22 protein-coding genes and 1 riboswitch are annotated in these 17,413 nt (G+C 64.8%); of the genes, 11 read left to right on the forward strand and 11 right to left on the reverse strand.

What is annotated here, in order from left to right; translation table 11 throughout:
* Nucleotides 1-4: 4 nt before the first annotated feature.
* Entirely contained in the window at nt 5-937 is a 933-nt protein-coding gene (locus tag LDZ24_RS23285; RefSeq protein WP_248323579.1) for a LysR family transcriptional regulator, read from the reverse strand.
* A 33-nt stretch (nt 938-970) separates the two neighbouring features.
* Nucleotides 971-1,429 carry a MarR family winged helix-turn-helix transcriptional regulator gene (locus LDZ24_RS23290; RefSeq protein ID WP_248323580.1) on the reverse strand — a complete coding sequence of 153 codons (459 nt, stop codon included), beginning with the start codon at nt 1,427-1,429 and terminating at the stop codon, nt 971-973.
* A gap of 169 nt (nt 1,430-1,598) precedes the next feature.
* A riboswitch (FMN riboswitch) is annotated at nt 1,599-1,765 on the forward strand.
* A 71-nt stretch (nt 1,766-1,836) separates the two neighbouring features.
* On the opposite strand from LDZ24_RS23290, the gene LDZ24_RS23295 reads away from it, so the two are divergent.
* On the forward strand, nt 1,837-2,337 hold the full coding sequence (locus LDZ24_RS23295; protein ID WP_248323581.1) for a 6,7-dimethyl-8-ribityllumazine synthase: 501 nt from the start codon (nt 1,837-1,839) through the stop codon (nt 2,335-2,337).
* Nucleotides 2,338-2,534: 197 nt separating this feature from the next.
* A complete protein-coding gene (locus tag LDZ24_RS23300) occupies nt 2,535-2,963 on the forward strand; it encodes a diacylglycerol kinase (RefSeq protein WP_248323582.1) in 429 nt (142 codons plus the stop codon).
* Between the two features lie 17 nt (nt 2,964-2,980).
* Here the strand turns inward: LDZ24_RS23300 and LDZ24_RS28070 are convergent, their stop codons facing one another.
* Nucleotides 2,981-3,397: a rubredoxin gene (locus LDZ24_RS28070; protein WP_248323583.1), complete on the reverse strand. Its 417-nt coding sequence runs from the start codon at nt 3,395-3,397 to the stop codon at nt 2,981-2,983.
* Between the two features lie 143 nt (nt 3,398-3,540).
* Here LDZ24_RS28070 and LDZ24_RS23310 point away from each other — a divergent pair, with 143 nt between their 5' ends.
* Nucleotides 3,541-4,128, forward strand: coding sequence for a TetR/AcrR family transcriptional regulator (locus LDZ24_RS23310; protein WP_248323584.1), 588 nt, complete (start codon nt 3,541-3,543; stop codon nt 4,126-4,128).
* A gap of 7 nt (nt 4,129-4,135) precedes the next feature.
* On the opposite strand, the gene LDZ24_RS23315 is transcribed toward LDZ24_RS23310, so the two are convergent.
* Nucleotides 4,136-4,471 (reverse strand): hypothetical protein, encoded by a 336-nt coding sequence (locus tag LDZ24_RS23315; protein ID WP_248323585.1) that lies wholly within the window; start codon nt 4,469-4,471, stop codon nt 4,136-4,138.
* Between the two features lie 146 nt (nt 4,472-4,617).
* Here LDZ24_RS23315 and LDZ24_RS23320 point away from each other — a divergent pair, with 146 nt between their 5' ends.
* The 3 genes from LDZ24_RS23320 (at nt 4,618) to LDZ24_RS23330 (ending at nt 5,982) form a co-directional block, all read left to right on the forward strand.
* Entirely contained in the window at nt 4,618-5,097 is a 480-nt protein-coding gene (locus tag LDZ24_RS23320; protein ID WP_248323586.1) for a DUF2244 domain-containing protein, read from the forward strand.
* A 40-nt stretch (nt 5,098-5,137) separates the two neighbouring features.
* Nucleotides 5,138-5,626, forward strand: coding sequence for a hypothetical protein (locus tag LDZ24_RS23325; RefSeq protein ID WP_248323587.1), 489 nt, complete (start codon nt 5,138-5,140; stop codon nt 5,624-5,626).
* Between the two features lie 122 nt (nt 5,627-5,748).
* Nucleotides 5,749-5,982, forward strand: coding sequence for a DUF2934 domain-containing protein (locus LDZ24_RS23330; RefSeq protein ID WP_244140179.1), 234 nt, complete (start codon nt 5,749-5,751; stop codon nt 5,980-5,982).
* A gap of 37 nt (nt 5,983-6,019) precedes the next feature.
* Here LDZ24_RS23330 and LDZ24_RS23335 read toward each other — a convergent pair whose 3' ends face one another.
* Nucleotides 6,020-6,247 carry a hypothetical protein gene (locus LDZ24_RS23335; protein WP_175943622.1) on the reverse strand — a complete coding sequence of 76 codons (228 nt, stop codon included), beginning with the start codon at nt 6,245-6,247 and terminating at the stop codon, nt 6,020-6,022.
* A gap of 161 nt (nt 6,248-6,408) precedes the next feature.
* Here LDZ24_RS23335 and LDZ24_RS23340 point away from each other — a divergent pair, with 161 nt between their 5' ends.
* Nucleotides 6,409-7,308: a LysR substrate-binding domain-containing protein gene (locus LDZ24_RS23340; RefSeq protein ID WP_248323588.1), complete on the forward strand. Its 900-nt coding sequence runs from the start codon at nt 6,409-6,411 to the stop codon at nt 7,306-7,308.
* Between the two features lie 15 nt (nt 7,309-7,323).
* On the opposite strand, the gene LDZ24_RS23345 is transcribed toward LDZ24_RS23340, so the two are convergent.
* The 4 genes from LDZ24_RS23345 to LDZ24_RS23360 all read right to left on the reverse strand — a co-directional run bounded on the left by LDZ24_RS23345 (nt 7,324) and on the right by LDZ24_RS23360 (nt 11,337).
* Complete coding sequence (locus tag LDZ24_RS23345; protein WP_248323589.1) at nt 7,324-9,435, reverse strand: phosphocholine-specific phospholipase C; 2,112 nt, start codon at nt 9,433-9,435, stop codon at nt 7,324-7,326.
* A gap of 29 nt (nt 9,436-9,464) precedes the next feature.
* Nucleotides 9,465-9,776: a hypothetical protein gene (locus LDZ24_RS23350; protein ID WP_248323590.1), complete on the reverse strand. Its 312-nt coding sequence runs from the start codon at nt 9,774-9,776 to the stop codon at nt 9,465-9,467.
* A gap of 119 nt (nt 9,777-9,895) precedes the next feature.
* Complete coding sequence (locus LDZ24_RS23355) at nt 9,896-10,630, reverse strand: DUF421 domain-containing protein (protein WP_248323591.1); 735 nt, start codon at nt 10,628-10,630, stop codon at nt 9,896-9,898.
* Entirely contained in the window at nt 10,630-11,337 is a 708-nt protein-coding gene (locus LDZ24_RS23360) for a DUF421 domain-containing protein (protein WP_248323592.1), read from the reverse strand. The genes LDZ24_RS23355 and LDZ24_RS23360 overlap by 1 nt, the downstream gene beginning before the upstream one ends.
* Nucleotides 11,338-11,482: 145 nt before the next feature.
* Between LDZ24_RS23360 and LDZ24_RS23365 the strand changes: the two genes are divergently transcribed.
* The 4 genes from LDZ24_RS23365 (at nt 11,483) to LDZ24_RS23380 (ending at nt 16,314) form a co-directional block, all read left to right on the forward strand.
* A complete protein-coding gene (locus tag LDZ24_RS23365) occupies nt 11,483-12,706 on the forward strand; it encodes a DUF2252 domain-containing protein (protein ID WP_248323593.1) in 1,224 nt (407 codons plus the stop codon).
* A 64-nt stretch (nt 12,707-12,770) separates the two neighbouring features.
* A complete protein-coding gene (locus tag LDZ24_RS23370) occupies nt 12,771-13,334 on the forward strand; it encodes a DUF3005 domain-containing protein (RefSeq protein ID WP_248323594.1) in 564 nt (187 codons plus the stop codon).
* A gap of 53 nt (nt 13,335-13,387) precedes the next feature.
* Nucleotides 13,388-13,627, forward strand: coding sequence for a DUF3460 family protein (locus LDZ24_RS23375; protein ID WP_244851245.1), 240 nt, complete (start codon nt 13,388-13,390; stop codon nt 13,625-13,627).
* A 320-nt stretch (nt 13,628-13,947) separates the two neighbouring features.
* A complete protein-coding gene (locus LDZ24_RS23380; protein ID WP_371747495.1) occupies nt 13,948-16,314 on the forward strand; it encodes a PAS domain S-box protein in 2,367 nt (788 codons plus the stop codon).
* A 47-nt stretch (nt 16,315-16,361) separates the two neighbouring features.
* Here LDZ24_RS23380 and LDZ24_RS23385 read toward each other — a convergent pair whose 3' ends face one another.
* Together LDZ24_RS23385 and LDZ24_RS23390 are read right to left on the reverse strand one after the other, a co-directional pair.
* On the reverse strand, nt 16,362-16,769 hold the full coding sequence (locus tag LDZ24_RS23385) for an Hsp20/alpha crystallin family protein (RefSeq protein ID WP_248323596.1): 408 nt from the start codon (nt 16,767-16,769) through the stop codon (nt 16,362-16,364).
* Between the two features lie 44 nt (nt 16,770-16,813).
* A complete protein-coding gene (locus LDZ24_RS23390; protein WP_248323597.1) occupies nt 16,814-17,254 on the reverse strand; it encodes an Hsp20/alpha crystallin family protein in 441 nt (146 codons plus the stop codon).
* Nucleotides 17,255-17,413: the final 159 nt, after the last annotated feature.

Raw genomic sequence — 17,413 nt, forward strand, 5'->3', positions numbered from 1 at the left:
CGCTCTACTTCGGCGCGCGATCGGCGCGTGCGCGCGGCAGGTGTTCGAAGAGAAAGTCGACGAACACCCTGACGCGCGACGACAGGTGGCGCGCGTGCGGATACAGCAGGATGAACGGACGCGTGCTGCGGTAGCCGGAGAGCACTTCGACGAGGCGCCCCGCGCGCAGGTCCTCTTCGACGATGAAGCGGTACGTCTGAAAGAGGCCCGCGCCCGCTCGCGCGAGCGTGACGCCCGCGAGCGCGTCTCCCGACGAGCCATAGGCGCCTCGCGTGACGATATCGGTGTCGCCCGATGCATCGCGAAACGTCCAGGCGATATTGCGCCCGCTGCTCGGCCGCTCGAACTGAATGCACTCGTGCGCTGCAAGATCGCCGGGCGACTCGGGCACGCCCTTGCGCTTCAGATACGCAGGCGTCGCTACGACGACCATCTCCGCGTCTTCGAGCTTGCGGGCAATGAGCGAGGAATCGTCCGGCGCGCGGCCGCGTATCGCGAGATCGAAGCCGTCGTCCGCGAATTCGATGTTGCGGTTGCTCAGATGCGTCTCGATGCTGACGTCCGGATAGCGCTCGCGAAACGCAGGCAGCAGCGGCAACACGCGGTAATGCCCGTACGGCGTCGGCATGCTGATGCGCAGCACGCCCGCGGGCGTGGTTTGTTGCCCTGTCACTTCGCGTTCGGCATCGACCAGTTCGCCGAGCGCTTGCCGACAGCGTTCGTAGTAACGCCGGCCGGAATCGGTCAGGCGGATCTGCCGTGTCGTGCGCACGAAAAGCCGTACGCCGAGGCGCTCTTCGAGCCGCGCGACCGACCGGCTCACCGCGGCCGGATTCACGCTCGCGGCATTCGCGGCGAGCGTGAAGCTCTCTAGCTCGGCAGCGAGGCAGAAGAGCTCGATACTGCCGAGCAGCAGGTCGTCGAACCTTCGTTGCATGCGTGCTCTTTTCCGGTTAGCGCCGGCGCTATGTCAGGCCGTTTCGTTGACTGAGCGGATGAGGTTCTCGCGCAGCGTGACGATCGCCTTCTGGACCTTCACGAATTCGGCGGGCTTGAGACCGGTGGCTGCGACGAGATCCATCTTGCCGCCCTTTTCCCGCAGCCGGCGGCCTTCCCTGGTCAGACTCACGCGCACCTGGCGCTCGTCTGCGGGGTCGCGCTGTCTTTGTACGTAGCCCATCGCTTCGAGCTTTTTCAGAATCGGCGTCAGTGTGTTGGATTCGAGAAAGAGCTTCTCGCCGAGCCTGCCGACGGTCTGATCGTCTTCTTCCCACAGCGCGATGATGGTGATGTACTGCGTGTAGGTCAGGCCGAGTTCTTCGAGAATGGGCTTGTACGCCTTGCCGAACGCGAGATTCGCCGAGTACACGGCAAAGCACAGAAAGTTCGACAGCGACGGTGCGCAAGACGACGATTCCGTCGATTTCATGATGCTCTCCGGAGCGAGACTTCGATGCAGGCATTATAGATCGCGCGCGATGGAATCGCTTCCGTCGAATCCCGCGTTAACCCTGCATTAAACCTCGAACGAGACGGGGAATTCCGCGCAGCGGCTTCGCGTCGTGTTACCGTACCTGCGTTCTTCGATCATACGAAGGACACGTTCTCGGGGCGGGGTGCAATTCCCCACCGGCGGTAATCGTCCCATGCGGACGTAGCCCGCGAGCCGCTCGGCCAGGATCATCGAAAGATGGAATTGGGCGATGTCGGCAGACCCGGTTGGATTCCGGGGCCGACGGTATAGTCCGGATGAAAGAGAACAGGACGGTGCGCGCGCCTCCTCCGGGAGGCGCGCGCACCGTCCTTCGCCCTGTTCACACAAACAGGCTGAAGTCCATGAACACATCCATTCTCAACGAATCACAGGCAGTACAGGCTGCGGGCGCTCGCCGTCCTCGCATTGCGTTCGTTCAGGCTTGCTGGCATCGCGATATCGTCGATCAGTGCAAGACGTCCTTTCTCCAGGCAATCGAACAACACGGCTATGCGCGCGACGACATCGATCTCTTCGAAGTCGCCGGCGCGTTCGAAATTCCGCTGCACGCGAAGCGGCTCGCGCAGAGCGGGCGTTATGCCGGCATCGTGGCGGCGGGACTGGTGGTCGATGGCGGCATCTACCGGCACGAATTCGTCGCGCAGGCCGTGATCAACGGGTTGATGCAGGTGCAGCTCGAAACGTGCACGCCGGTGTTTTCCGCCGTGCTCACGCCGCATCATTTCCATCACGGCGAGGAGCACGTCGGCTTCTTTCGCGAGCATTTCCTCGTGAAAGGCCGAGAAGCCGCGCATGCGTGCGCGGATACCATCGGCAAGCTCAGCGCGCTGCCGGTTGTATAAGCCTCAGCGAAGTGGCGGTCATGGGCGCTCGGCCCGTGACCGCTTTGGAGATGCCGGTTTGGGAGACCGTTAGTTGCCTTGAAATTGCGCAGGCAGATGTTGCCTGCTATCCGAAGCTATATTCTTGTCACGCGGGCGGTCGAGCGCAGCCGCTCGCCAGAATCCAACCGCGCACGCTTCTCTTCCCCTAAACCCCGATGGCACGACGCAACTCACCCTCTCCGTGGACAAACTCCACGCCGCACAAGCGCAGCGGCCCATTGCGCGGCCTGTTCGCGCTGCGGCACTCGTGGAACGGCCTCGTCGTGACCTGGCGAGAGGAAAGCGCGTTTCGCCAGGAGGTCGGCCTTGCAGTCGTCCTGCTGCCGGTGGCGTTCATCGTGCCTGTGAGTGCAGCCGAGCGCGTGCTGCTGGCCGCGTCGGTGCTGCTCGTGTTGCTAGTCGAACTGATTAATTCGAGCATCGAGGCGGCCATCGATCGCATTTCGCTCGAACGTCACGAACTCTCGCGCCGGGCGAAGGATCGCGGAAGCGCGGCCGTCACTGTCGCGCTCGTCATTTGCGTGCTCACGTGGGGCATCATTTGCGGGCCGATGGCGTGGCATTGGGCGCGCACGCTGGCATAAAGCGGCAGCGCCGAGTATCAAAACTCGACGAGCGCAAAGTCGTCCTTGCCGACGTCGCAGAGCGGACAGCGCCAGTCATCCGGCACGTCGCGCCAGCGCGTACCCGGTGCGATGCCGTGCTCGGGGTCGCCCGCGGCTTCGTCGTAAATCCATCCGCAGATCAGGCAGACCCATTGCGTGAACGCGGACGCCGCGGGTTCGGGCGCGACGCCCCGACCATCCGATTCGTGGAATTCGCCGTGCACGTCTTCGTCCAGCGAGACGATGAGCGGCCCCGCCTGCGCATCGACGCCTTTTGCCAGAAACGCGCCGAGTTCAGCGTGCAGCCGCATGGCTTCCTGCGCAGTCAGATCGATCCAGTACGGATCGCCCGCGCCGTTGTTCAACCGCGCCGATGAGAACTGCAATTCGAGCGCGGCGCCCTTCTTGTACATGCCTTCGGCCTCTTAATAGTTCAACATACTCGCCGGTTTTTAGATACTGCGGAGTATCCGGATGCTAACACGAATCTTTCCGACGCTGCCTTTACTTGCTAGTATCGGGCGTCGGCAAAATTCAACATCGAGAGGATTCGAACATGGCAAGGCTTTCGCGCGAGGAAACTCAGGCGCTTACGCGGCAGCGGTTACTGTCGGTCGCGAAAGAGCATTTCGCCCGCGATGGCTACGCCGCCGCCTCGCTCGACCGCATCGCCGACGAAGCCGGTTTCAGCAAGGGCGCGGTCTATTCGAATTTCGCGGGAAAGGACGAGCTCTTTCTCGGCGTGCTGGAAGAACACGGGCGCGTCAGTCTCGATCAGATACTGGCCGATTTACGGGGCGCGCAGAGCATCGAGAAAGCCATCGACCGTATTGCGGCATGGGCGACGCGCAGTTCGCGGCTTGGCAACTGGCCGATGCTGATCCTCGAATACTCGCGCGTCACGAAGCCCGCGGACGCCTTTCGCAAGTCGCAGGAGAAGGTGCTGCGCGCTCAATGGAAGGCGCTCGGCGAGGTGCTGCTCCGGTTCGATCCCGAGCTCGACGTCAAGCCGGAAGTGCTCGGCGCGCTCGTGTTCGAGCTGACCTATGCGCCCGCGATGAGCTTCGTCAGCAAGCCCACATCGGGCGATTTGTTGCGCACCGCGCTGCGAGGTCTCTTCGGTACGCTGCGCGCTTCCGGTTGATCCGCGCTTACCAACCCTGCGAGCCACCGGCATCGTGCTTCGTCACGGGCGAAGGCTTGCCGCTTTGCGCGCCGAACGGCATCGCGCCGCCCATGTCGCGGCTCATGCCGCTTCCCTGCCCGCCTTTCGACACCGTGCCCGGCGAGACGTTGGACGATCGCTGCGTACCGGAAGCTTCGGCCGATTGTCCTGCCGAAGTTCCCGCGCCGCCGGACGTGCTGCCGCCCTGTCCGTTGTTCACGCAGCCGCCTCCGCCGCAGCCGAGTCCTCCGCCGGCCGCATGAACGTTGCCGGCTAGTACGAGCATCGAGCCCAGGATGATGTTGCGTGTCGTTGCATGCATGGCGACTCCTTTCTTCATCGAGGTTCATACAGACGATGCAATCCACATGCCCCTCCGCCATGCCGAGCCGGCCAGAGCGGCCTCGCCGCGGGACTGTGGATTGCTCCTTCGCCACGCCGACATCGCAACGTGAAGCAGGAGTCCTCATGCTCGCCCATCCGTCCCCGAAGCAATGGTCGCTCGCGCGGCGCGCGTCGTGTTCTCCGGCGTGCCTCGCGAGCGTCTGCGCGAGTCTGTCGATCATCCCGCTTGCCTTCGCGACCGCGATGCACGCGATGAACGGCAGCATCGTGTTCTACGGATTAGCACTCCTGCACGCGTGCGTCATCTGGTCGTGCTTCTTCTGGCACGCAAGGCACGCGCTGGACGGCGACATCGTGACCTTGCACGGCCACACGCTCGTGATCGAATCGGCGCGCGGGCTCCACACGCGCACCTGGCGAATCGATGCGCGCTGGGCGGTGCTCCTCGTCACGCAGACAGGCGCGCGCACGCGCTTGTCGCTGCGCGTTGCCGGCGAGACGCTGGAACTCGGACGCTTCACCACGCAGAGCCGCCGCCTCGGATTCCTCGCCGAGTTCCAGCGCATCGCGCGCTGCGAGATGCACGCGCTGGCTCGCGAGTGACAAACCCGCACCGGACTCACCGAATTTGCAGTCGAGCATCATGGACACCTCCCTCGTTTTATTGAAGGCGACCGCGGCGCCAGGAAAGCCCGGCCGCGTGACGCTGGCCGTGGCGAACCGGAGCGACGCGCGCATCGAAATCGTACGCAGCCTGTTCGAACTAAAGCGAACGTATCGCGACGCGCGGCATGCTTTGCCGAGAGCGGGCTGGGGCTACACCGTTACCTCCGTCATCACGAAGGGCACGCTGCTCGACGCCAACGCCGAGTGGTGGGCCTGGTTCGACGGCGATACGCGCACGACCTTCGGCGGCGCCATTGCCGCGCACGCCCCGGCGCCCGGCGAGCCGCAGTTGTATCTCGCGGGGCGCATCTTTTATCGACGCACGAAAGGCGAACTGATGGAAACCGCGTTCTATCGCCGGCTCGACTATGCGGACATGTCGTTCAGCGGAATCGAGCCGCTCGACGACGCGCTCAACTACGCCGGCAAGGTGCTGATTCCGGGCGCGCTCGAAGCGCAGCATTAGGTTCGCGGTTCGCGGTTCGCGGCTCGCGCCGGCACGGCGAATGCAGTGGACAACTTCCAAGGCGCGCGTGGCGGCCCTAGAATCGAACTGCGCGCAGCGCGCCCACTTCACAGGACGAGAGAATGTCGAGCACACCGGACCACGAGGACGACGATGCACGCGACGCGATGACGCGTGAAGCCCTCGAACAGCGCATTCGCACGCTGGCCTATTACATGTGGGAGGCCGAAGGCCGGCAAGCCGGCCGGGCCGACGAGTACTATCACCGCGCGCGCGAGCAGTTGAACGCGGACAACCCGGATGCGGCTCGCGAACGCTCGGTCAATTCGAAGAGCAAAAGCAAGCCGCCGTCGTGAGCACGACGGCGGGCATCGCAGGCTCTCGTGCGTTCGTTCAGAGCGCGAGCGCCTCGTGTTCGTCGACCCACGCCATCGCGCGTTCGCGTGCGAAGGCAATCGCCTCGTTTTCATCGACGAAGGCGAGATGAAACTCCATGTCGTGCGATTCGATGTCGTCGCCTTCGTTCGCGGGCGGCATATAGATGCGCGCATTGCCGACGATGCTTCCGTCTTCGATGCTCGCCGACGTGTGAATCTTGCATGAACGATACTCGAATTCCATGGTGTGCCTCCGCGTATGGGTGTGATGTTTGAAGGAGGGCACAGCATGTAGCGTGCCGCGCGCGGCGCTCGCGCGTTACAGGCGAAAATCGGATAATGCGGGCCGGCGCTTCACCATCAGCCACAATCGACCACAACCGACCACAACCACACTCAGCACCTATGCGTATTCCGCCGCTCAAGGCCATCGTCGCGTTCGAGAGCGTCGCGCGCACGAAAAGCGTGAATCGCGCGGCCGAGGAGATGGGCTTGTCGGCGTCGGCGGTGAGCCATCAGATCGCGAATCTGGAAGGCATCATCGGGCAGCCGCTCTTTCAGCGCTCCGGACGCGGCCTCGTGCTCACGCCCGCCGGCGAACGCTATCTGTCCGACGTCACGGGCCTGCTCGCGGACCTGAGCCGCGCGACCGAGCGCGCATCGAGCCAGAAGGAAGTGGACATCCTGCGCGTGCATTCCAGCCCGAGCTTCGGGCTCATGTGGCTCTTGCCGCGCCTCTCGTCGTTTCAGGAAGACAACGGCGATATCCAGCTCAATCTCGCGTGCTCGTACGAGAACGTGTCGTTTTCGAACGGCTATTACGACATCGACATCCGCCATGGCTACGGCAACTGGACCAATCTCGAAGTGCGGACCTTGCGCGGCGAATTTATCGCGCCGCTCGCCTCGCCGAAGTACCTCGAACGCCATCCCGTGAAGACGCCGGACGACCTGCTCTCGCATCGTCTGATCTATTCGGAGACGCCGCTCGTGCAGTGGAAGCAATGGTTCGGCAGAACCGGCGTGTCCGCGCCGCAGAAGACTTTCGACTTCTCGTTCGACCGCTCGTACATGTCGATCGAAACGGCGGCGCTCGGGCTCGGCATCGCGCTGGAAAGCCTGATGCTCGCGTCCGTCAAGATCAGCGAAGGCGTGCTCGTGCCGGTGTTCGACGCGAGCCACGCGGTCGAAGTCGGCGCGCATCATCTCGTCTATCCGAGCCAGAACGCCGACTTGCCGCGCGTCGAGCGGTTCCTTGCATGGATCGAACGCGAGGCCGCGCGCGACATTCAGCCCGCGCGCTAGCCTCGCCGGTACCGCCTACGCCGACAGCGCGGGATCGCTCATGCTGTCGCAGCCGGTCTCGACGTGCCCGGCGAAACGGCGCGCGAACGTGCTGTCCGTATCCACCGTCACGCGCACGTCGTACCAGCCGTGCGACGCGCGCAGGTCCAGATACAACTGCGCGGTCTCGCCGCCCGCCACGCGCCGCGTCACGGTCTTCGAAGGCTCGTAGTCGTTCGTCGCGCTGAACGTGCACGGCCCGCTGCCGTTGTTCTTCAGACGCAGTTGCAGATTGCCGTTCGCGACGTCGTAGCCTTCGGCGACTTCGGGCAGCGCCTCTTCGCGCGACCACCCGCTATGCGATGCCGTCGCCTTGCCCGCCACCCGGCGCAGGAACCCGTTCGGCCCGTGCACGACGAAGTCGTAGCTGCCGTCGGCGTTCGTCGCGAGGTGATCGGCGAGGCGCTTGTTGGCCTCCACCGTGTAGGTGCGCGGCGCATCGGTGCTGCCCTGCCGATACAGCAGGAACACCGCGCCCGCCGCGCCCGTGTTCACGAAGTCGAAGGCCACCGTGCGCTGGCTCGCGTTCGCGTGCGTGCGCACGAAGAGTTCGTACGGCAGCGCGCGGGCGGGACGAACGCCCGGCTCCTGCTTCGGCATCGCGCCGACGACGGGCGGCACCGGCACGTAGTCGGGATGACGCGCCTTGTCGGGCGGCGCGTACGACGACGTGCCCGGCAGCGTCGGCAGGCCGCGATTCGGATTGCGGAAGTCGAACGCGGAGGTCAGATCGCCGCAAATCGCGCGGCGCCACGGCGTGATGTTCGGCTCAGGAAGCCCGTGCGACGCGCCGAAGCGCTTCTGAATGAAGCGGATGACCGACGTGTGGTCGAACGTTTCGGAGCACACCCAGCCGCCGCGCGACCACGGCGACACGACGATCATCGGCACGCGCGCGCCGAGGCCGTACGGACCCGCCGCGTACTTCTGGCTGCCGGGGAAAATTTCGAGGCTGGTATCGACGGTCGAGAGCCCGTTCGCGCTCGATGCCGGCGGAAACGGCGGCACGATGTGATCGAAGAAGCCGTCGTTCTCGTCGTAGTTGATGAGGAGCGCCGTCTTGCTCCAGATGTCCGGGTTGGAGGTCAGCACCTGCAACACCTGATCGACGTACCACGCGCCATAATTCGCCGGCCAGTTCGGATGCTCGGAATACGCTTCCGGCGCGACGATCCACGAGACCTGCGGCAGCGTGCCCGCCTGCACGTCCTGCCTGAGCTTCGTGAAGTAGTCTTCGCCCGCCGCGGCGTTGGTGCCGCGACGCGCCTTCTCATACAGCGGGCTGCCCGGCTGCGCGTTCTGGTACTGAGTGAAGTAAAGCAACGAGTTGTCGCCGTAATTGCCGATGTACGGGTCCTGCGTCCAGCCCCACGAGCCCTTCGCGTCGAGACCCGTACCGATGTCCTGATAGATCTTCCACGAGATGCCCGCGCGCTCCAGCACTTCGGGGAACGTGGACCAGCCATAGCCCGCTTCCGCGTTGTCGACGACAGGACCGCCACCCTTGCCGTCGTTGCCCACGTAGCCGGTCCACATGTAGTAGCGGTTCGGATCGGTCGACGTGTTGGTCGAGCAGTGGTACGCGTCGCAGATCGTGAAGGCGTCGGCGAGCTGATAGTGGAACGGGATGTCGTCGCGCTTCAGGTACGCCATCGTCGTCGTGCCCTTGGACGGCACCCATTGATCGTACCGGCCGCCGTTGAACGCGCCCTGGCCGCTCACCCAGTCGTGCGGCAGGTCTTGCAGGAACTGCATCCCGAGGTTGGATGCGCCCGGATGAAACGGCAGCACGTCGCCCGCGCCGGCGGCAATCGGCTGGTGATACACGGTCTTGCCGTTCGCGAGCCGCACGGCGCGGGTATCGCCGAAACCGCGCACGCCGCGCAGCATGCCGAAGTAGTGATCGAAGGAGCGGTTTTCCTGCATCAGCACGACAATGTGCTCGATATCCTCGATCGAACCGTGACGGTTGTTCGCGGGAATGGCGAGCGCCTGGCGAATGCCGAGCGGAACGATATTGAGTGCGGTGGCCGCGCCGGCGGTCTGCATGGCCGCGCGCAGGAATTCACGTCTGTTATGGGTTGTCATCCGTGTGCCTGGGGAAGAGAGGGAAGGCGTCAGTCGACCGTGTGAATGACCGGCGGCGCGAGCGCATCGGACGATGCCTGCGCGGAGACGGCCTGCGCGGACTGCGCTTGCGACGGACGGGGCGTGCCGGTGGACGTGGCCGAGATCGCCCAGTTCTCCAGTTCGCTCGTTCCCGCGGTCGCGGCATCCGCTTGCGCGCTTGCGCGCGCCGGCGCGGCCGCGGCAGGGTCGGCTGCCGTATCGCTATTGCTGTTGCTGTTGCTGTTGCAGCCGCCAACGGTTGCGCACGCGAATACGGCGATGCCCGCCGCTACGTGGCGGCGTCTTTCGGCTCTCTTCATGCGTCCTCTCGGCAAGTGGGCAGTTGCACTCAGCGCACGGAAGCGTAGCGGGGGGATGTGTAAGCAATGTGACCGGCGCGCGCCGGGCCGGTGGGTGGCATCGGCAAGACGTTGGCGGCTTAGCTAGCCGCGGTCTGTTCGGTGTCTGCGGCGGCGCCGGTATCCGTGGCCGTCGACCGCTCGACGGGCACGCGCACGGCGGATTCCCACCGCTCGTAGCCGCACGCCTCGCACGGCCGGTCAGGACGCTCGTCCGACTGCACCGTGACGCCGCAGCTCCAGCACGAGAAATAGCCCTTCGCGCCGATGGCGTCGAGCAGCGACCGCTCCATGTCCGGCCGCACCGTGAGCCCGGGCAAAGGCTCCTTTCGCCACACGATGCTGATGGACCCGGACGCCTCCATGTACACGCGGCGCAGTTGCCCGAGATGCGCGACGTTCGCCGCCCTCAGCTCGGAAGCGAGCATTTCGCGCGAGACCTGGCTGGCTTTCAGTTCATCGAGCAGTATGCGGCCGTCTTTCACGAGAATCGTGACGTCGCCCTGCTCCAGCACTTCGAATCTGCGCCAGCGCAGACCGGCCGTCGCGCTCAGGCGTTGCAGCGCGACCACGGCGAGCAGCACGACGGCGGCCGGCAGCACGCCCTGCGACGACACCTGAATGGGCACGCCGATGGCCGCGCCCAGCATCAGAATGACGGCGAGTTCGGTGATGCTCAACTGCGCCGCGACGCGCTTGCCCATCATGCGCATGGCGACGAGCAGCATCAAATACATCACGACCGCGCGCGGGATGACCTCGATGAGAAAAGCCCACGGCCCGTCGCCGATCAGCAGTCGCTCGATAAAAGGCATCAGCGCTCCACTTCGGTCACGGCGTACGTCCACTCGCGCGATCCGCAGTTGTCGCAGCGCAGATCGCCGGCGTGGCCGCTCTCCTCGGTCTGCACCGTGTTGCCGCACTGCAGGCACGCGGAGCAGCCCGGCACGCGGGCTTCGTCGCGCAATTCCTCGTCGATGGCGGGCAGCACCGACAAGCCCGGCTTCGCGGGCCGCGCGGGGATGAACGAGAACGCGCCCGAAGGCTCCATGTACAGGCGGCTGATCTGCCCGAGATGCTGCCAGCCCGCGAGCCGCATCGCTTCGTAGACCTTTTCGCGGGGCATCGCGGCGCGCGCCAGCTCGGCGTGTTCGAGCCGCCCTTCGCGGGCGAGCAGCGTGACATCGGTCGATATCATCGTCTCCACGCGCCGGTGCGTGATGCCCGCCGCCGCGATGATGCGCTGAAGCGCGACCGCGACGAGCGCGATCAGAAACGGCGGCAGCATGCCGCGATTCGCGGCCTGCAACGGCACGCCGATGGCCGCCGCCAGTGTCACGACGATCGAGATTTCGAAGAGCGTGAACTGCGCGGCGACGCGCCGGCCCAGCAAGCGCATCGCGATGACGAGCAGCACGTAAGTCGCGCAGGTTCTGAGCAGCACTTCCAGCAGAAAGTGCCATGACGCGTTGCCGAACAGGAAGCGATGCCAGTCGGTCAGTCTGAACGGAGGGGATTGCAAAGCGGCACCTGACAGCATGTCGAGTGCGGACCACGGCGCATTCAGCGTGCCTGATGCGCGCGCGACATAACGTCTTTAAAGCGGCAGGCACATCTTGTGCGGTGCACGAGAAAAGCCCGCGCGACACTATCCCGCAAGACGATTCATGCCCAAGCCATCCAAGCAAAAAGTACCCGAATTCGAGAGCCGGCAGGAAATACTCACGGCCCGACGCAATGCCAAGATGGCCCGTTCGACGCACGCCTATGTGCGCGGTAACACCTCGAAGTTCTACGACTGGCTCGAACAGGCGGAGATACGCGGATTGCCGCAAGGCCCGGCCATCTGGATTTGCGGCGACTGTCACACCGGCAACCTGGGCCCCGTGGCGGACGCCAACAAGCGCATCGAGATTCAGATTCGCGATCTGGACCAGACGGTCATCGGCAATCCGGTGCATGACCTGATCCGGCTCGGCCTCTCGCTCGCGACCACGGCGCGCGGCTCCGCGCTGCCGGGCGTCACGACCATCAACATGATCGAAGCCCTGTTCGAGGGCTACGCGCTCGCCTTCGACGCCGACGCCGACAGCGACGCCGACGACCTCTGCCGCAAGCCCGAAGTCGTGCGCGTGGTGATGCGCGAAGCGGTGCGCCGTTCGTGGAAGCATCTGGCGCTCGAACGTCTCGACGACACGCAGCCGACCATTCCGTACGGAAGCCGCTTCTGGCCCGTCAACAAGGACGAGCGCGCGGAGATCGAGGCGCTCTTCCAGAAGGAGACGCTCGCCAAGCTCGCGACGAGCCTGCGCGGTCGTCCGGATACCGGCAAGGTCACCGTGCTCGACGCCGCCTACTGGGTCAAAGGCTGCAGTTCGCTCGGACGCCTGCGTTACGCGGTGCTGCTCGACGTGGACGGCGGCGTGGTCGAAGGCGACGACCTGTGCCTCATCGACATCAAGGAAGGCGTGAAGGCCGCCGCGCCGCGTTATCCCGGCACGAACATGCCGCGCGACAACGCCGAACGCGTGGTCGAGGGCGCGCGCAACCTGTCGCCGCATCTCGGCGAGCGCATGCGATCCGCGACCTTGCAGGGACGTCCCGTGATTCTGCGCGAGCTGCTGCCGCAGGACCTGAAGCTGGAGATCGAACACATCGGGCCAACGGAAGCGATGGAAGTGGCGCGCTATCTCGCGTTCGTCGTCGGTCAGGCGCACGGCAGGCAGATGGACCGCGCCACACGCAAAAGCTGGCTCGGCGAACTGAAGCGCACGAAGCCGAAGTCCATCGACGCGCCGTTGTGGCTGTGGAGCAGCATCGTGGAACTGGTCGGCAGTCACGAGGTCGGCTATCTCGAACACTGCCGGCGTTACGCGCTCGCGGCGGCCTGACGCGCGCCCGGGCACGCGGAATGCATCGCAACGCCATACAGCAATTGAATCAGACGAGGACGCAATGCAGAACGCAGAAGGGAATCCGTCACAGCAACAGCAAAAGGAAATGGCGGCCAAGAGCCCCGCCAAGACGCCCGCGACCGGCACGGCTTCGCCCGACGCCGCGACGCAGGCGAAGGAGTTCGGCAGCACGAAACACGCGGGCTCGGCCGAACCGGGCCCGGCCGACGCGAACGGCGCGCTGCCGTCGATAGACAATCGCGCGGCCAGCAACGGCTCGTCCGATCCCGTGCGCGAAGCGGCGAGCCGCATCCGCGCGGTCGACGACGAAGGCATGGAGTCCACCGACGACACCGTGGACGCCGACGCGAAGTCGATCGAAGCGAGCCGCGATATGTCCGGTTGGCACGACAACGTGATCTCGTCGAACGCGACGCTGTCCAATAACGTGCGCGCGCCGGCGCGCGGCCTCGGCGGCATCGACAGCCGTCCGACCGGCAACGTGCCGCCGATTCTGCCCAAGCGCGGCTATCGCGTGGTGTTCAGCGAGACGCTTTACGAGCAGGAGATGAACGGATCGAAAACATCGCATGTGTTCAGCTTCGAGCGCATTGCGGATGCATGAACGCCAACGAGCGCGGCTGTTGAAACCATCGACTTTGGTGAAGGAGAAAGAAAGTGGGCTTGTTCAAACGTCATCGTGAGCAAGGCGGCGTATCGACCGGCCTGTATGTATCCGAGTTCGAGCAGTTCCTCAACCGGCTGAAAGAGGACCATCCGGACATGGACCGGAACCAGATGTTGGGGCGCGCGCTTCTCTGGGACAAGCTGCCGCGTCTGCCGGACTCGCCCGATTCGGTCGGCAAGGAAGGCAAACTGCGCCAGCCCTCGTACGTCTATTACAGCGACCTCGACTAGCTTGCGGCAAGCCTGAACCCGCCAATGGGCGCTCGCCCATGCGCGCGCCCGGATTCGTCCAGGGCAGCGCGCAGTCGCTCACGCGCCTGACGCGGCGACGCGCTCTTGTCCGGCGCAAGCACGTGCGCAACCGCCGTTGTCCGTCTTCTCCCGCATCTTCCGCCCGTTTCTCGCGCTTTTCCGCAGCCGGCCGGGCGTCGTTCGACGCCGGGCGAGCAAGTCGCTAGAATGGTCCGTTCGGAGACGCCCATCAAAACCATGCTCATTGCCGCTTTCAGGTCAGCGGGGTCAGCGAGCCAAAAGAACCGATGACGAATGTCATGCGCAATAGCGAGAACACGCCAGCCGGCATGCGCCCCGACTGGGCACGCGTCTGGATCGATTCCACCACCAATCTGGCGGCGTTCTGCCTGACGCCGGAAGGCTTCGTGTCGACCTGGAATCCGGGCGGCACGGCCATTTACGGCTATGCGCCCGAAGAAATCATCGGCCAGCACTACTCGGTGTTCTTCCCGGACGACGGCCGCGAGAGCGCGACGCTCGAAAGTGAATTGCGCGAAGCACGCGCGCACCGCAGCTTCGAAACGGAAGGATGGCGCAGGCGCAAGGACGGCTCCGTGTTCTGGGCGAGCGTGCTCACCACGGCGCTCGTCGAGGCGGACGGGTCGCTCATCGGCTTCGTGAAGATTGTCCGCGACGAAAGCGACAAGCGAAAGGCGCACGACGCGGTGATTGAAAGCGAGCGGCGCTTTCGTCTGCTCGTCGAGGGCGTGACGGACTACTCCATCTTCATGCTCTCGCCCGAAGGGCTCGTGACCAACTGGAACAGCGGCGCGCGGCGCATCAAGGGCTATACCGCCGAGGAAATCATCGGCTCGCACTTTTCGCGCTTCTATTCGCCGGAAGATGCGGCGGCCGGCTTGCCGCAGCGCGCGCTGCGCATTGCCGCCCGCGAGGGACGGTTTGAATCCGAAGGCTGGCGCCTGCGCCGCGACGGCACGCGCTTCTGGGCGCATGTGATCGTGGACGCCATTCGCGACGAAACCGGCACGCTGATCGGCTTCGCGAAGATCACGCGCGACGTCACCGAGAAGCGCGAAGCGGATCAGCTTCTCGAAGAGACGCGCGCCGCGCTGTTGCAGGCGCAAAAGATGGAAGCCATCGGCAAGCTGACGGGCGGCGTCGCGCACGACTTCAACAACGTGCTGCAAGTGCTGCGCGGCAATCTCGAACTGCTGCGCAGCCGTTGCCTGGGCGACAACTGGAGCATGGACCGCCTGAGCAATGCGATCGATGCCGTCGAACGCGGCGCGAAGCTCGCGTCGCAATTGCTCGCGTTCGGCCGCAGACAGGCGCTGCGGCCCGTGTCCGTGAATCTCGCCTCGATGGTGCGCGGCATGGACGACTTGCTGCGCCGCGCGCTCGGCGAAACCATTCAGGTCGAGACGGTGGTCTCCGGCGGGCTATGGAATGCGTACGTCGACTTGCATCAACTGGAGAACGTGCTGCTGAACCTCGCCATCAACGCGCGCGACGCGATGCCCGACGGCGGCAAGCTCACGCTCGAACTCGCGAACGCGATGCTCGACGACCGCTACGTGCGCACGCTTTCCGACGTGCCGGCGGGACAGTACGTGATGCTCGGCGTGACCGATACGGGCGTCGGCATGCCGCCCGAAGTGCTGGAGCGCGCATTCGATCCTTTCTTCAGCACGAAGCCGGAAGGCGAAGGCACCGGGCTCGGCCTCAGCATGGCGTATGGCTTCATCAAGCAGAGCGGCGGGCATATCCGCATCTACAGCGAAGTCGGGCACGGCACCACGGTGCGCGTCTACTTGCCGCGATCGCTGGTGGAGGCGCTCGAACCCACCACGTGGCGGAACGCGCCGGTGACGGGCGGCACGGAAACGATACTCGTCGTGGAGGACGACCAAAAGGTGCAGTCCACCGTCATCGAAATGCTGACGGACCTCGGCTATCACGTGCTCAAGGCCGACAATGCCGACCAGGCGCTCGTCGTGTTGAGCAGCGGCGTGCACATCGATCTGGTCTTTACCGATGTCGTGATGCCCGGCTCGCTCAAGAGCCCCGAGATGGCGCGCCGCGCGGTGAAGATGCAGCCGGATCTGCGCGTGCTCTTCACGTCGGGCTACACGCACAATGCGATCGTTCACGGCGGACGCCTCGATCCGGGCGTGGAACTGTTGAGCAAGCCCTACAGCCGCGAAGATCTGGCCGCCAAGATCCGGCAGATGCTCGGCACTCCGAATCAAACACCTCAAACAAGCGAAGCCAAACCGGAGCCTTCGCCCGCGCCCGCTGTTGCGAAACGCGTGCTGGTGGTGGAAGACGACCGCTTCGCGCGCGAAGCGGTGAGCGAGCTGCTCGTGATGCTCGGCCATCGCGCGGTGAGCACGGCCAATGCAAGCGGAGCGCTCGAAGCGCTGGCGCACGACACTTTCGACGTGCTGCTGACCGACGTCAATCTGCCCGACATGGCGGGCACCGAACTCGCGCGGCGCGCCGTCGAGCGTTGTCCCGGCATGCGCGTGATCTTCGCGTCCGGTGACAGCGTGCTCGATGACGAAGCGCAGGGCTTCGAGTGGCAGGCGCTGCGCAAGCCGTACACGCTCGAACAACTCGAAGAAGCATTGCGCGACGAAGGCCGCCCGAGCGGCCAGCAATAAGCCGAGCGGGGCCAGCGTCGCGCCGGCCCCGTCACTACGTCACGACCTCACGCGGCCGTTACTTCGATGCGTCGCGGCTTGGCTTCCTCGCGGCGCGGCAGCGTCAGCTTCAGCACGCCGTCCTTGAGCGTCGCTTCGATCTTCGACGTATCGAAGTCGTCGCTCACGGTGAACGTGCGCGAGAAGTACGGCGCGCGCACTTCCGCATGCGCGAGGCGCAGATTCGACGGCACCGGCACGACCGACTCGCCTTCGATGATGAGACTGCCGTCGTGCACCTTCACATCGAGCCGGTCCTTCGATACGCCCGGCAGGTCCGCCCACAACGTGACGGCGTGCACGTCCTCGACGATATCGACATTCGGCGCAAGCGTCGTGCGGCGCCGTTCCTGGCTGGACTCCTGACGAGCCACAGCGCCTTTTTCGCGTTCCGCGATCTGAGTGTTGTCGCTCATGATGTCACCTCTTCTTTCGCTCATTGCATGGGTTATTTCACAGCTCATTGGACACTGATAGCGCGCGGCTTCGATGCCTCGCGCTTGCCGACCGAGATCAGCAAACAACCATCGACATAACGCGCCTGCACCTTGTCCGGATCGGCCTGCTGCGGCAGTTCGATCACGCGACGGAAGGTGCCGTTGAAGCGCTCCTGCGCGTACTCGCGCGCGCCTTCGGGCAGGTCGCGCTCGCGCGTCGTGCGTTCGCCGGCGATGTTGAGCAAGCCCTTGTCGATGGACACGTCGAGCTTCGTGGTGTCGAGGCCCGGCGCGAACGCGACGATCTCGATGGTGTCATCGGTCGAACCGATGTTGACGGGCGGGAACACGCCGGGACGGCTCGATCGCAGGCTTCTCGGAAAGCCGTCGAACACGCTGGACAGTTGCCGCTGCACTCTCTCCAGTTCGCTGAAGAGATCGGCCGCAGTGAATGCTTCGTTCATTTTCGCTCTCCTCCGGCGGCAAGAGGGAAGCTCCATGCGCTTCAGCTTTAGCTGCCCCATGCCGCGGACAATTAAGGTTGAAACACGCAGCGCTCATGGCGAGCGGCTGCCTTTACGAGGTCAATATATGAAACGCCGCGAGATTTTCAAGGGGCGGGG

This window comes from Caballeronia sp. Sq4a (genome assembly GCF_023170545.1).
In the GTDB taxonomy this organism is placed as follows: Bacteria; Pseudomonadota; Gammaproteobacteria; order Burkholderiales; family Burkholderiaceae; genus Caballeronia.

What these genes read in the sequence shown, in the direction of transcription:
- LDZ24_RS23285 (WP_248323579.1), bottom strand. Translation starts at nt 937, where the DNA reads ATGCAACGAAGGTTCGACGACCTGCTGCTCGGCAGTATCGAGCTCTTC.
- LDZ24_RS23290 (WP_248323580.1), bottom strand. Translation starts at nt 1,429, where the DNA reads ATGAAATCGACGGAATCGTCGTCTTGCGCACCGTCGCTGTCGAACTTT.
- LDZ24_RS23295 (WP_248323581.1), top strand. Translation starts at nt 1,837, where the DNA reads ATGAACACATCCATTCTCAACGAATCACAGGCAGTACAGGCTGCGGGC.
- LDZ24_RS23300 (WP_248323582.1), top strand. Translation starts at nt 2,535, where the DNA reads ATGGCACGACGCAACTCACCCTCTCCGTGGACAAACTCCACGCCGCAC.
- LDZ24_RS28070 (WP_248323583.1), bottom strand. Translation starts at nt 3,397, where the DNA reads ATGTACAAGAAGGGCGCCGCGCTCGAATTGCAGTTCTCATCGGCGCGG.
- LDZ24_RS23310 (WP_248323584.1), top strand. Translation starts at nt 3,541, where the DNA reads ATGGCAAGGCTTTCGCGCGAGGAAACTCAGGCGCTTACGCGGCAGCGG.
- LDZ24_RS23315 (WP_248323585.1), bottom strand. Translation starts at nt 4,471, where the DNA reads ATGCATGCAACGACACGCAACATCATCCTGGGCTCGATGCTCGTACTA.
- LDZ24_RS23320 (WP_248323586.1), top strand. Translation starts at nt 4,618, where the DNA reads ATGCTCGCCCATCCGTCCCCGAAGCAATGGTCGCTCGCGCGGCGCGCG.
- LDZ24_RS23325 (WP_248323587.1), top strand. Translation starts at nt 5,138, where the DNA reads ATGGACACCTCCCTCGTTTTATTGAAGGCGACCGCGGCGCCAGGAAAG.
- LDZ24_RS23330 (WP_244140179.1), top strand. Translation starts at nt 5,749, where the DNA reads ATGTCGAGCACACCGGACCACGAGGACGACGATGCACGCGACGCGATG.
- LDZ24_RS23335 (WP_175943622.1), bottom strand. Translation starts at nt 6,247, where the DNA reads ATGGAATTCGAGTATCGTTCATGCAAGATTCACACGTCGGCGAGCATC.
- LDZ24_RS23340 (WP_248323588.1), top strand. Translation starts at nt 6,409, where the DNA reads ATGCGTATTCCGCCGCTCAAGGCCATCGTCGCGTTCGAGAGCGTCGCG.
- LDZ24_RS23345 (WP_248323589.1), bottom strand. Translation starts at nt 9,435, where the DNA reads ATGACAACCCATAACAGACGTGAATTCCTGCGCGCGGCCATGCAGACC.
- LDZ24_RS23350 (WP_248323590.1), bottom strand. Translation starts at nt 9,776, where the DNA reads ATGAAGAGAGCCGAAAGACGCCGCCACGTAGCGGCGGGCATCGCCGTA.
- LDZ24_RS23355 (WP_248323591.1), bottom strand. Translation starts at nt 10,630, where the DNA reads ATGCCTTTTATCGAGCGACTGCTGATCGGCGACGGGCCGTGGGCTTTT.
- LDZ24_RS23365 (WP_248323593.1), top strand. Translation starts at nt 11,483, where the DNA reads ATGCCCAAGCCATCCAAGCAAAAAGTACCCGAATTCGAGAGCCGGCAG.
- LDZ24_RS23370 (WP_248323594.1), top strand. Translation starts at nt 12,771, where the DNA reads ATGCAGAACGCAGAAGGGAATCCGTCACAGCAACAGCAAAAGGAAATG.
- LDZ24_RS23380 (WP_371747495.1), top strand. Translation starts at nt 13,948, where the DNA reads ATGCGCAATAGCGAGAACACGCCAGCCGGCATGCGCCCCGACTGGGCA.
- LDZ24_RS23385 (WP_248323596.1), bottom strand. Translation starts at nt 16,769, where the DNA reads ATGAGCGACAACACTCAGATCGCGGAACGCGAAAAAGGCGCTGTGGCT.
- LDZ24_RS23390 (WP_248323597.1), bottom strand. Translation starts at nt 17,254, where the DNA reads ATGAACGAAGCATTCACTGCGGCCGATCTCTTCAGCGAACTGGAGAGA.